We start from the raw sequence: 12,167 nt of genomic DNA on the forward strand, positions 1-12,167 counted from the left end.
GGGCGCGGTTCCGGTCACGGCCCCGCCCCTGGTCACGGGCCCGCCCCCGGACCCGTCAGGCGTACCGACATTCCCACGGAAGGAGACTCATGAACAGCGACGAACTCGTCGAGCTGGGGCAGCAGTTGAGGGTGGACAGTGTGCGGGCCGCCGCCGAGGCGGGGTCCGGGCACCCCACGTCCTCGATGTCGGCCGCCGATCTGATGGCCGTCCTGCTGGCCAACCACCTCCGTTACGACTTTGACCGGCCCGACCACCCCGGCAACGACCGCTTCGTGCTGTCCAAGGGGCACGCCTCCCCGCTGCTGTACTCCGCCTACAAGGCGGCCGGCGCCATCGACGACGAGGAACTGCTCACCTTCCGCAAGCTGGGCAGCCGTCTGGAGGGCCACCCGACGCCGCAGCGGCTGCCGTGGGTGGAGACCGCCACTGGCTCGCTCGGGCAGGGCATGCCCATCGGCGTCGGCATCGCGCTGGCCGGCAAGCGCCTGGACCACGCCGACTACCGGGTGTGGGTGCTGTGCGGCGACAGCGAGCTGGCCGAGGGCTCCATCTGGGAGGCCGCCGAGCACGCCGGGTACGAGCACCTGGACAACCTGACCGTGATCGTCGACGTCAACCGGCTCGGCCAGCGCGGCGCCACCCGCCACGGCCACGACCTGGACGCCTACGCCCGCCGCTTCCGCGCCTTCGACTGGCACACCATCGAGATCGAGGGCCATGACGTGGACGCGATCGACCGCGCCTACGGCGAGGCGGTCTCCACCACCGGCCAGCCCGTCGCGATCATCGCCCGCACCCTCAAGGGCAAGGGCGTCCGGGACACCGAGGACCGCGAGGGCCTGCACGGCAAGCCCCTCAAGGACGCCGACGAGGCGATCGAGGAACTCGGCGGCGTCCGCGACCTCCGCGTCCACGTCCACGAGCCGCCGGACACCCCGGCGGCCCGCACCGCAGGGCGCAACGGCCTCGAACTGCCCCGCTGGGACAAGGGCGACCAGGTCGCCACCCGCGACGCCTACGGCAAGGCGCTCGCCGCGCTCGGCGCCGCCCGCGGCGACGTCGTCGCGCTCGACGGCGAGGTCGGCGACTCCACCCGCTCGGAGTTCTTCGCCAAGGAACACCCCGAGCGCTACTTCGAGTGCTACATCGCCGAGCAGCAGATGGTCGCGACGGCGGTCGGCATGGCCCGGCGCGGCTGGGTGCCGTACGCCTCCACGTTCGCGGCGTTCCTCACCCGGGCGTACGACTTCGTGCGGATGGCGTCCGTCAGCGGCTCCGGCATCAACCTCAACGGCTCCCACGCCGGCGTCTCCATCGGCCAGGACGGACCCAGCCAGATGGGCCTGGAGGACCTGGCCATGATGCGGACGATCCACGGCTCGACCGTGCTGTACCCGAGCGACGCCAACCAGGCCGCCCGGCTCGTCGCGGCCATGGCCGACCTCGACGGCATCCGCTATCTGCGTACCTCGCGCGGGGAGAGCCCGGTCATCTACGGCCCCGACGAGGAGTTCCCCGTCGGCGGCAGCAAGGTGCTGCGCGCCTCCGACGGCGACCGGCTGACCGTCGTCGCCGCGGGCGTCACCCTGCACGAGGCGCTGAAGGCCGCCGACGCCCTGCACGAGGAGGGCATCCCGGTCCGGGTGATCGACCTGTACTCCGTGAAGCCCGTCGACCGGGCCACGCTGCGCCGGGCCGCCGAGGAGACCGGCTGCCTGCTCACGGTGGAGGACCACCGCGAGGAGGGCGGCCTCGGCGACGCCGTCTGCGAGGCCTTCCTGGACGGCCGCCCCACCCCGCGCCTGGTCCGCCTCGCGGTCCGTACGATGCCCGGCTCGGCCTCGCCCGAGGAGCAGTTGCACGCCGCCGGCATCGACGCCGAGTCCATCGCCGCCTCCGCCCGGCTGCTGGTGGAGGAGGCGGTGGTGCGGTGAGCGACGCGCCGTACACCGTGCGCGACACCCGCCGCTGACCGAGGACATGTGAGCACCGGCGGACCCGGAACGGTCCGCCGGTGCACGGGGATGCGTGTGCCGGTGAAGGTTTGGCCCGGGGTTCAGCGGCCACCCGCAGGAGGAGAGGTGGCCATGTCGAACACGAACCACGCATCCGAGTCACAGGACTCACACAAGCCACAGAAATCACAGGAGTCACGCACCGGAAACGAAGACAGCGGGAACGGTGGGAGCGCGCCGACCCACCGGATGAGCCCCGTCCAGTTGCTGCGCGAGGCCCGCGCCCAGCTGGCGGAACTCGCCGGGGTGACCGCGGAGTCCGTCACCTCCTTCGAGCGGACGGACGACGGCTGGTCGCTGGAGGTCGAGGTCCTCGAACTCGAGCGGGTGCCCGACACGATGAGCCTGATGGCGAGCTACCTGGTCGAACTCGACACCGAGGGGATGCTGACCGGTTACCGCCGGCTGCGGCGCTACGAACGCGGCCGCGCCGACGGCCGGCGCTCCGGCGGCCAGTAGACCGTCCGCAGGAGCCCGCGCGGTCCCGCGCACCCGATGACGTTCTCTCTCCACACATTTCGGAACCTCTGAAACTTCACACACTTCGACTCACAGACAAGGAGGCACGGTCGGCATGACCGTTGTCCCGGCACAGACGTCCGGCGGCGGAGGCGGCAGCAGCGGCCTCTACGACGTACTGGAACTCGTCCTCGACAGGGGGCTGGTCATCGACGCGTTCGTGAGGGTGTCCCTGGTAGGCATCGAGATCCTGAAGATCGACGTGCGTGTCGTCGTCGCCAGCGTCGACACGTATCTGCGCTTCGCCGAGGCCTGCAACCGGCTCGACCTGGAGGCCGGCCCGCGCAAGAGCCCCGGCTTGCCCGAGATCGTCGGCGAGGTCACCGAGTCCGGCGCCCGCGGCAAGTCCAAGGGCGCGCTCTCAGGCGCCGCGCAGACCGTCTCCGACGCCTTCAAGCAGGCCCGCTCGGAGGGCTCGGAGGAGACCGAGTCCCGTCCGCGCCCCCGTAAGGCGACCGCGTCCCGCAGGAAGGAGGAGCAGGAGTGAGCACCTACGTCTACGGGATCACGTCCGCCGCGCACCCGGCGCTGCCCGAGGGCACGACCGGGGTCGGCGAGCCGCCGCGGCCGGTGCGGGTGCTGACGGCCGGGGACCTCGCGGCCGTGGTCAGCGACGCGCCCGAGGGGCTGCGGCCCAAGCGCAAGGACCTGCTCGCCCACCAGAACGTGCTCAGCGAGGCCGGCGCGGCCGGGTGTGTGCTGCCCATGCGGTTCGGCAGCGTCGCCCCCGACGACGACGCGGTCACCGGCGTGCTCACCGAGCGCGCCGAGCACTACGCCGAGCGGCTGCGGGCGCTGGACGGCAAGGTCGAGTACAACATCAAGGCCAGCCACGTCGAGGACGCCGTACTGCACCGCGTGATGTCGGAGAACCCGGAGATCCGGGCGCAAGCTGAGGCCAACCGGCAGGCGGGCGGCGGAAGTTACGAAGACAAGATCAAGCTGGGCGAGCTGGTCGCCGCCGCCGTCAAGGCGCGCGAGGCCGACGACGCCGCTCAGGTGATCCAGGCCGTCGAGGCGGAGGCCGCCGCGGTCAGCCAGGGCCCGGAGTCCACCGGCTGGCTGCTCAACGCCTCCTTCCTGGTCGACCGGGACACGGCGGCCCGCTTCCTGGAGGCCGCCGAGCAGGCCCGCCAGGACCTGCCGCATCTCGAACTGCGCGTCAACGGGCCGCTGCCGCCCTACAGCTTCGTCGAGCCCGGCCCGGCGGAACCGGCGGGCACCGCGGCGGGGGCCGACGCGGGAGCGGAGTAAGGCCATGGGACTGATCTCGGAGGTGCTGCTGCTGCCGCTCGCTCCGGCGCGCGGCGGCGCCTGGGCGATCAGACAGGTGTTGCACGAGGCGGAGCGCATCTACTACGACCCCGCCACCGTGCGGGCCGAACTGGCGCAGCTGGAAGAGCGGTTGGAGGCGGGCGAGATCACCGAGGAGGAGTTCGACCGCCAGGAGGACGAACTGCTGGACCGGCTGGAGATCGGCATGAACGGCGGTCCGGGGACGGGTGAGGGGACAGCACGATGAACCGAACGGCAATCGGCCTCGCGGTAGGGGCCGGCTATCTGCTGGGGCGTACGAAGAAACTGAAGATGGCCGTCGCCGTCGGCAGTCTGGTCGCGGGCAAGAAGCTGAACCTCACCCCGCGCGGAGTGGCCGAGCTGGTCAGTCAACAGCTCAAGGACAACCCCCAGTTCAAGGAGATCGGGGACCAGCTGCGCCAGGACATGAGGGGCGTCGGCAAGGCCGCCTCCGGGGCGATGGTGGAACGGCAGATGAGCGCGCTCGCCGACCGGCTCCAGGGCCGCACGGCGAAGGTGCGCGACGAACTCGCCGGCGTCGTGCCCGACGGCGGCGGGAAGAAGGCCGCCGGCAAGAAGGGCGGCGACCGCGCCGAGGACGGCTACGACGACGAGTACGACGACCGCGAGGGCCGCGAGGCCGAGGCGGACTCGGAGGACTCGGACGAGGCGGAGGAGGATTCCGCGGACGGCTCCGGACAGGGCGCCGGCCGGCGTGCGGGCGGTCAGGCCCGCAAGGCGGCCGCCAAGGCGCCCGCGAAGAAGGCGCCGCCCGCCAAGCGCGCGGCCCGCCCGGACCGGGCATCCGCACCGGCCAAGACCGCGAAGAAGGCGGCGAAGAAGGCCCCCGCCAAGAAGGCGGCGGCGAAGAAGACGGCGGCCGGCCAGCCGGCCGCGAAGAAGACGGCCGCGTCCGGCGGCGCCCAGGGCACCGCCCGGACCCGGTCGCCGAAGGGCGGTGGTGACCGATGACCGAGGCCCTCGGAACCGCGAAGTCGGCCGCGGACAAGGCGGCCAAGGACAGCCCGCTGTCCGCTCTGGCGCACAGCGAGGCCGCCGACCGGCTCAAGGCGGAGGCGCAGGAGTACCTGTCCGCGCAGGCCGAACGGCTGCTGGCCGGCTTCGGCCGCAAACTCGGCGAGACCACCGGCAAGCTCAACGACATCGCCGAGGGCAACAGCCCCGGATTCGCCAAGATGGCCCTCGAAGGCGGCCGCAAGCTCGCCGAGGGCAAGGGCCCGGTGCGCTCGGCCCTGGAGGTCGGCGTCTCCCACGCGAAGGACAGCGTCATGGGCGCGTTCAAGAACCTCGGGGGCGGCGGCAAGGGCAAGAGCAAGCGCGGCGGGGGCAACAAGCCCACCGTGATCATCGAGTCCATCGACGTGGGCGTGCCCCAGCGCACCGCCTACGACCAGTGGACCCAGTTCCAGGACTTCAGCACCTTCGCCAAGGGCGTCAAGAGCGCGAGCCGCGCCGACGACACCACCTCCGACTGGCAGGCGAAGATCTGGTGGTCCAGCCGCAGCTGGAAGGCGACGACGACCGAGCAGATCCCCGACTACCGCATCCAGTGGACGTCGGAGGGCGCCAAGGGCAGCACCAAGGGCGTGGTCTCCTTCCACGAGCTGGAGGAGAACCTCACCCGCGTCCTGCTGGTCATCGAGTACTACCCGAGCGGCTTCTTCGAGAAGACCGGCAACATCTGGCGCGCCCAGGGCCGCCGCGCCCGGCTCGACCTGAAGAACTTCGCCCGCTTCATCACCCTCAAGGGAGAGGCGGAGGACGGCTGGCGCGGCGAGATCCGCGACGGCGAGGTCGTCCGCAGCCACGAGGACGCGGTGGCGGAGGAAGAGGAGGAGGCCCAGCAGTCGGACGAGGGCGAGGAGCCCGAGGAGGATGAGCAGGCCGGCGAGGCCGCCGCCGAGGACGGACAGCCCGAGGCGGAGGACGAAGAGGGCTACGAGGACGAGGACGAGGAGCCGTACGCCGAGGACGAGGAGGAGGGCCCCTACGCCGAGGAGGACGAGGAGGAGGACGGCGACTACGAGGAGGAGCCCCGCGAGGACGCCGAGGAGGGCGAACCCGAGGGTGAACTCGACGAGGAGGAGCCCGAGGAGGAGCAGCCGGAGGAGGAGTACGAGTACTCCGAGGGCGGGAGCCGTCGATGACGACCCCGAGCCGACTGCCCGACACCTACGGCCCGAGCAGCGGCGCCAACCTCGCCGACATCCTTGAACGGGTGCTCGACAAAGGTGTCGTCATCGCCGGCGACATCCGCATCAACCTGCTCGACATCGAACTCCTCACGATCAAGCTCCGGCTCGTCGTCGCCTCGGTCGACAAGGCCAAGGAGATGGGCATCGACTGGTGGGAGAGCGACCCGGCGCTCTCCTCCCGGGCCCGCCGCGATGAACTCGCCCGGGAGAACGCCGAGTTGCGCGAACGCCTGGCCCGGCTGGAGGAACTCGGCCTGGAGAAGGGCGCCGAGCGCACGGGACGTACGCTCCCCAAGGAGGCACCATGAGCGGACTGCGGTACGTCTACGCCATCTGCCGCCCCCTGGAGGCGCCCCTGCAGGCGCAGTTGACCGGAGTGGCCGGCGCCCCGGCCAAGCCGCTGCACCACCACGGCCTGGTCGCCGTCGTCAGCGAGGTCCCCGAACAGGACTTCACCGAGGACGCGTTGCGGGCCCATCTGGAGGACCTGGACTGGCTCGCCGCGACCGCCCGCGCCCACCAGGGCGTGATCGACGCGCTCACCGTCGTCACCACCCCGCTGCCGCTGCGGCTGGCGACCGTCTTCCGGGACGACAGCGGGGTGCGCTCCATGATCGAGGCCCGGGAGGAGCACTTCCTGCGGACCCTGGACCGGCTGTCGGGGCGGGTGGAATGGGGGGTCAAGGTCTACCTGGAGTCCGAGGGGCAGGAGAGCGAGCCCGCCGCCGAGCGGCCCGCGCCCAAGGCCGCCTCCGGCCGTGACTACCTGCGGCAGCGCAGGCAGCAGACCAGGGCGAGCGAGGACCTGTGGCAGCGGGCCGAGACGTTCGCGACCGCCCTGCACGAGAAGCTCGCCGCGTTCGCCGAGGACACCCGGCTGCACGCGCCCCAGAACGCCACGCTCTCCGGCGCCGCCGGCCGCAACGTCCTCAACGCCGCCTACCTCGTGCCGCGCGACCGGTCCGAGGAGTTCGTCGAACTCGTGGACCGCACCAAGGACGACGCGCCCGGACTGCGCGTCGAACTCACCGGGCCCTGGGCGGCGTACTCCTTCGCGGGCGAACTGCCGGAGGAGGAGCGGGCATGACGGTCGTGGAGCGCCGCGAGATCGCCCTGGTCGACCTGCTGGACCGGCTGCTGGCCGGCGGGGTCGTCATCACCGGGGACGTCACCCTGCGCATCGCGGACGTGGACCTGGTCCGCATCGACCTCAACGCGCTGATCAGCTCCGTGAACGCCAAGGTGCCGTCCCCCTTCGAAGCCGTCGAGGAGGCGCCGTGACCCCGCGCAGGCGACTGGAACTGGAACCGGACACGGTCGAGCGCGATCTTGTCAAACTCGTCCTGACCGTCGTGGAGTTGCTGCGCCAGCTCATGGAGCGGCAGGCGCTGCGCCGGTTCGACGAGGGGGACCTGACCGAGGAGCAGGAGGAGCGCGTCGGCCTGACGCTGATGCTGCTGGAGGACCGCATGGCCGAACTGCGGGACCGCTACGGGCTGCGGCCCGAGGACCTCAACCTGGACCTCGGCCCGCTCGGCCCGCTGCTGCCCCGCAACTGAACCCGCCCCCGCCCCACGGGACCCGTGGCGGCGGGGGCCGGTCGGGTCCGCGGCCGGGCCCAGGCTGCCCGCCGGGCTCAGGCTTCCTTGCGGCACAGGATCTCGCCGTGCAGGACGGCGAACCAGCCGTCCTCCCGCCGTCCCCACTCCCGCCACGCCCCGGACACCGCCCGCAACTGCTCCTCGGTCGCGTGGCCGCCGCCGGTGGCGCGCTCGGCGTAGGCGGAGGCCAGCGTGCGGTCGGCCCAAAGGCCGCTCCACCACTCCCGTTCCTCGGGCGTCGCATAGGTCCAGGTGCTGGAGGAGGCGGTGACGTCGGTGAACCCGGCCGCCAGCGCCCAGGAGCGCAGCCGGCGCCCGGCGTCGGGCTCGCCGCCGTTGGCGCGCGCCACCCGCTCGTACAGGTCCAGCCAGTCCTCCAGCCCCGGCACCTGCGGGTACCAGGTCATCGCCGCGTAGTCGGCGTCCCGTACGGCGACGTACCCGCCGGGCTTCGTCACCCGCCGCATCTCGCGCAGCGCCTGCACCGGGTCGCCCACGTGCTGGAGCACCTGGTGGGCGTGGACGACGCAGAACGTGTCGTCCGGCCAGTCCAGGGCGTGCACGTCGGCCACCGCGAACTCCACGTTCTCCAGGCCCCGTTCGGCGGCGGTCGCGCGCGCCTGCTCCAGTACCCCCGGCGCCCGGTCCACGCCCGTGACGTGCCCGTCCGGCACCAGCTCCGCCAGGTCGGCGGTGATGGTGCCGGGCCCGCAGCCGATGTCCAGGACCTTCATATGGGGCTTGAGCGAACCCAGCAGATAGGCCGCCGAGTTGGCGGCGGTGCGCCAGGTGTGCGAACGCAGCACGGACTCGTGGTGCCCGTGCGTGTAGACGGCCGTCTCGTGCTGCTTCGGCATGGCGGTACCCCTTCTCGTCACCTGGCCCCGCGGACGTCGGTGACCCCGGGGCGGTGAGCTTCACGGTACGCGCGGATGCCGAATGATGAGACCCGCGTTTCGAGATATGGACTGACGGAATGTCAAACAAGGGTGGTGTCAGGAGAATCGCTCAGTGGTGGGGCAGCGGACGGTAGACCGTGAGCGCCTCGGGGAGCTTCTCCAGCCACACCTCGTCGTCCACCTCCGTGACCTCGCCGTCGTAGGCGAGGAGCGTGCCGGGGGCGACGCCGGTCAGGTGCAGGCGGCGCACCTGGACCGCCGCGTGGGCGGGGGAGCGGGTGAGCGGGCCCGCGATCGCCGCGGACAGCAGCCGCAGCGCCGGTTTGCGGCCGCCGTGCACCACCCGCACGTCGAGCACCCCGTCCGCGAGGTCCAGCCGCCGCCCCGGCGCGAGGCCCATCCGGTGGTACGTGCCGTTGCCCGCGAACAGCAGCCACAACGGGCGGCACTCGCCCTGGAACTCAGCCTGCAGCGGATGGCGGTCGGCGCGCAGCACCCGCAGCGCCGCCAGCACCCCGGCCGGCCAGCCGCCGATCCGCTCCGACCAGCGCTCCCGCTCCCGCACCAGCTCCGGATACACCCCCAGGCTGAAGGTGTTGAGGAACACGCCCCGCTTGCGGCCCGAGCCGAAGCGGCCCACGTCCACCCGTACGCCGTCGCCCTGCTCGACGGCCCGGGCCAGATCCCGCGCGTCCTCCACGCCGAGGTCGTAGGCGAAGTGGTTGAGCGTGCCGCCCGGCAGCACCGCGAGCGGCAGTCCGTGCCGCATGGCCGCCTCGGCGGCGGTGTTCACGGTGCCGTCGCCGCCGCACACCCCGAGCACCCGGGCCCGGGCCGCCGCCTTCTCCAGCTCGGCGGCCACGTCGTCCGGCGCGCTCTCGACGATCTCCGCCTTCGGCAGCGCGTCGCGCAGCGCCCGGGCGCGGTCCGCGGTGCCGGAGGCGGTGTTGGCCACCAGCACCAGGCCCTCGCCCTCGGGCAGCGCCGGCACATCGGCCCGCGGCCGGGCCGGCGGGACGCTGCCGGCCCGCGTGGGCACCAGCGCCCGTACGGCGAACGCGGCGCCCGCCCCGAGCGCCGCACCCGCCAGGACGTCGCTCGGGAAGTGGACGCCGGTGTACACGCGGGACAGCGCCACCGAGGCGGCCACCGGGGCCACCGCCGCGCCCCACGCCGGGGACTCCAGGGCGACGCCGGCCGCGAAGGCGGCGGCGGAGGCCGCGTGCCCGGACGGGAAGGAGGTGGTGATGGGCTGCCGCCCGAGCCGGCGCACTATCGGCACCTGGTCCAGCGCGGGGCGCGCGCGGCGCACCGAGCGCTTGCCGATGGTGTTGATGGTGAGGGAGGCCAGGGTGAGGGAGGCCAGGCCCCGGGTCGCGGCGCGGCGGGCGCGCGGAGTGCGGCTCGCCGCGATCCCGGCGGCCGCGGCGAACCACAGCACGCCGTGGTTGGCGCTGCGGCTCAGCCGCGGCAGCACGGGCTCGGCGCCGGGCCAGTGACGCTCGGCCGCCGCCTGGAACAGCCGGCGGTCCAGGGCGAGCAGCCGTTTCAGGGCGCTGTGGGCGCCGGTCTTCGGGGCGGTCAGGTCGACGTCAGGGCTCATACAGCCACCGCTACCCGCAACCGGCGGTTTCTTGTCCACCGGGTCGATCACGTGCGGGGGCGTGCGGGTCGGCATGCTGCGGGGTGCGGGGGCGTGCGGGTCCGCGTGCCGCGAGGTGCAGGGTGCGGGGGCGTGCGGGTCCGGGGCCCGGGACATGCGCCGGGGCCCGGGACATGCGTCGGGGCCCGGGACAGGCATCGGGTCCTGGGACATGCGGCGGGTCCGGGGATATGCGTTTGCCCGGAGTGCGGCGCGGCCAGCAGAATGCCTGGCCATGGGACATCTGGAAGCCGCGCACCTCGAGTACTGCCTGCCCGACGGGAGGGTGCTCCTCGGCGATGTGTCCTTCCGGGTCGGGGAGGGCGCAGCGGTCGCCCTCGTCGGCCCCAACGGCGCCGGCAAGACGACCCTGCTCCGCATCATCTCCGGCGAGCTGAAACCGCACGGCGGCACCGTGACCGTCAGCGGCGGCCTCGGCGTGATGCGCCAGTTCGTGGGCTCCGTCCGCGACGAGACGACGGTGCGCGACCTGCTCGTGTCGGTCGCCCCGCCGCGCGTCCAGGAGGCCGCGCGAGCCGTGGACGCGGCCGAGCACGCCCTCATGACCACCGACGACGAGGCCGCGCAGCTCCAGTACGCGCAGGCCCTTTCCGACTGGGCCGAGGCACGCGGCTACGAGGCCGAGACGCTGTGGGACATGTGCACCACGGCCGCGCTCGGCGTCCCGTACGACAAGGCGCAGTGGCGGCTCGTGCGCACCCTGTCCGGCGGCGAGCAGAAGCGGCTCGTGCTGGAGGCGCTGCTGCGCGGCACCGACGAGGTGCTGCTGCTCGACGAGCCCGACAACTACCTCGACGTGCCCGGCAAACGCTGGCTGGAGGAGCGCCTGAAGGAGACCCGCAAGACGGTCCTCTTCGTCTCCCACGACCGCGAACTCCTCGCCCGCGCCGCCGAGAAGATCGTCTCCGTCGAACCCGGCCCGGCCGGCGCCGACGCCTGGGTGCACGGCGGCGGGTTCGACACCTACCACGAGGCCCGGCGCGAACGCTTCGCCCGCTTCGAGGAACTGCGCCGCCGCTGGGACGAGAAGCACGCGCAGCTGAAGAAGCTCGTGCTGAACCTCCGCCAGGCCGCCACCGTCAGCCACGAGCTGGCCTCCCGCTACCAGGCCGCCCAGACCCGGCTGCGCAAGTTCGAGGAGGCCGGCCCGCCGCCCGAGCCGCCCCGCGAGCAGGACATCCGGATGCGCCTGAAGGGCGGCCGCACCGGCGTCCGCGCCGTCACCTGCGCCGGGCTCGAACTGACCGGCCTGATGAAGCCGTTCGACCTGGAGGTCTTCTACGGCGAACGCGTCGCCGTCCTCGGCTCCAACGGCTCCGGGAAGTCCCACTTCCTGCGGCTGCTGGCCGGCGAGGACGTGGCGCACACCGGCACGTGGAAACTCGGGGCGCGGGTGGTGCCCGGGCACTTCGCCCAGACCCACGCGCACCCCGAGCTGCGGGGCCGCACCCTGCTGGACATCCTGTGGCAGGAGCACTCCCAGGACCGGGGCGCCGCGATGTCCCGGCTGCGCCGCTACGAGCTGACCGGCCAGGCCGAGCAGACCTTCGACCGGCTCTCCGGCGGCCAGCAGGCCCGCTTCCAGATCCTGCTGCTGGAACTGGCGGGCGCGACGGCCCTGCTGCTGGACGAGCCCACCGACAACCTCGACCTGGAGTCCGCAGAGGCCCTCCAGGAAGGCCTGGAGGCCTTCGAGGGGACCGTCCTCGCGGTCACCCACGACCGCTGGTTCGCCCGCTCCTTCGACCGCTTCCTGGTCTTCGGCACCGACGGCCGCCTCCGGGAGACCCCGGAACCGGTCTGGGACGAACGCCGGGTGGAGCGGGCGCGCTAGCCGCGCCCGACGCACCGCCCCTTCGCGACCGCGCGGGGGCGCGCGGCGCACTCGGTTGCGCGGCGGCCTCGGAGGGGGTACGCACCCTGCTGGCCCGGCCGTAGGAGGGCAGGGGTCAGGA

The 12,167-nt window shown here is 72.9% G+C and carries 14 protein-coding genes; 12 read left to right on the top strand and 2 right to left on the bottom strand.

Translation table 11 applies throughout. From position 1 onward, the window contains the following. The 11 genes from K7787_RS30665 to K7787_RS30715 all read left to right on the top strand — a co-directional run. On the top strand, positions 1-1,937 hold a 1,937-nt coding region (locus K7787_RS30665), incomplete at its 5' end, for a transketolase (protein ID WP_282107302.1). A gap of 153 nt (positions 1,938-2,090) precedes the next feature. Beyond that, entirely contained in the window at positions 2,091-2,477 is a 387-nt protein-coding gene (locus K7787_RS30670; RefSeq protein ID WP_009191482.1) for a gas vesicle protein GvpO, read from the top strand. A 115-nt stretch (positions 2,478-2,592) separates the two neighbouring features. Beyond that, entirely contained in the window at positions 2,593-3,024 is a 432-nt protein-coding gene (locus tag K7787_RS30675) for a gas vesicle structural protein GvpA (RefSeq protein ID WP_009191483.1), read from the top strand. Then, positions 3,021-3,791: a GvpL/GvpF family gas vesicle protein gene (locus tag K7787_RS30680; RefSeq protein ID WP_009191484.1), complete on the top strand. Its 771-nt coding sequence runs from the start codon at positions 3,021-3,023 to the stop codon at positions 3,789-3,791. Before K7787_RS30675 ends, K7787_RS30680 begins: the two co-directional genes overlap by 4 nt. 4 nt (positions 3,792-3,795) lie before the next feature. Continuing rightward, entirely contained in the window at positions 3,796-4,059 is a 264-nt protein-coding gene (locus K7787_RS30685; RefSeq protein WP_009191485.1) for a gas vesicle protein GvpG, read from the top strand. Beyond that, positions 4,056-4,805: a PE-PGRS family protein gene (locus K7787_RS30690; protein ID WP_223003646.1), complete on the top strand. Its 750-nt coding sequence runs from the start codon at positions 4,056-4,058 to the stop codon at positions 4,803-4,805. Before K7787_RS30685 ends, K7787_RS30690 begins: the two co-directional genes overlap by 4 nt. Beyond that, positions 4,802-6,001 carry an SRPBCC family protein gene (locus tag K7787_RS30695; protein ID WP_043261501.1) on the top strand — a complete coding sequence of 400 codons (1,200 nt, stop codon included), beginning with the start codon at positions 4,802-4,804 and terminating at the stop codon, positions 5,999-6,001. Before K7787_RS30690 ends, K7787_RS30695 begins: the two co-directional genes overlap by 4 nt. After that, positions 5,998-6,357 carry a gas vesicle protein gene (locus tag K7787_RS30700; RefSeq protein WP_019985163.1) on the top strand — a complete coding sequence of 120 codons (360 nt, stop codon included), beginning with the start codon at positions 5,998-6,000 and terminating at the stop codon, positions 6,355-6,357. The genes K7787_RS30695 and K7787_RS30700 overlap by 4 nt, the downstream gene beginning before the upstream one ends. After that, positions 6,354-7,136 carry a GvpL/GvpF family gas vesicle protein gene (locus K7787_RS30705; RefSeq protein ID WP_043261503.1) on the top strand — a complete coding sequence of 261 codons (783 nt, stop codon included), beginning with the start codon at positions 6,354-6,356 and terminating at the stop codon, positions 7,134-7,136. Before K7787_RS30700 ends, K7787_RS30705 begins: the two co-directional genes overlap by 4 nt. Beyond that, positions 7,133-7,330, top strand: coding sequence for a gas vesicle protein (locus K7787_RS30710; protein WP_019985165.1), 198 nt, complete (start codon positions 7,133-7,135; stop codon positions 7,328-7,330). The genes K7787_RS30705 and K7787_RS30710 overlap by 4 nt, the downstream gene beginning before the upstream one ends. After that, positions 7,327-7,608, top strand: a complete 282-nt coding sequence (locus K7787_RS30715; RefSeq protein WP_009191491.1) for a gas vesicle protein K — start codon at positions 7,327-7,329, stop codon at positions 7,606-7,608. The genes K7787_RS30710 and K7787_RS30715 overlap by 4 nt, the downstream gene beginning before the upstream one ends. A gap of 77 nt (positions 7,609-7,685) precedes the next feature. Here the strand turns inward: K7787_RS30715 and K7787_RS30720 are convergent, their stop codons facing one another. Both K7787_RS30720 and K7787_RS30725 read right to left on the bottom strand, forming a co-directional pair. Then, positions 7,686-8,507, bottom strand: a complete 822-nt coding sequence (locus K7787_RS30720; RefSeq protein ID WP_223003647.1) for a class I SAM-dependent methyltransferase — start codon at positions 8,505-8,507, stop codon at positions 7,686-7,688. Positions 8,508-8,658: 151 nt separating this feature from the next. Further along, the gene (locus K7787_RS30725; protein ID WP_223003648.1) at positions 8,659-10,152 is read right to left on the bottom strand and encodes a bifunctional phosphatase PAP2/diacylglycerol kinase family protein; all 1,494 of its coding nucleotides are present in this window, start codon (positions 10,150-10,152) and stop codon (positions 8,659-8,661) included. A gap of 274 nt (positions 10,153-10,426) precedes the next feature. On the opposite strand from K7787_RS30725, the gene K7787_RS30730 reads away from it, so the two are divergent. Next, the gene (locus K7787_RS30730) at positions 10,427-12,046 is read left to right on the top strand and encodes an ABC-F family ATP-binding cassette domain-containing protein (protein WP_019985169.1); all 1,620 of its coding nucleotides are present in this window, start codon (positions 10,427-10,429) and stop codon (positions 12,044-12,046) included. The last annotated feature ends 121 nt before the right edge of the window (positions 12,047-12,167 follow it).

This window comes from Streptomyces sennicomposti (genome assembly GCF_019890635.1).
Lineage (GTDB): Bacteria > Actinomycetota > Actinomycetes > Streptomycetales > Streptomycetaceae > Streptomyces > Streptomyces sennicomposti.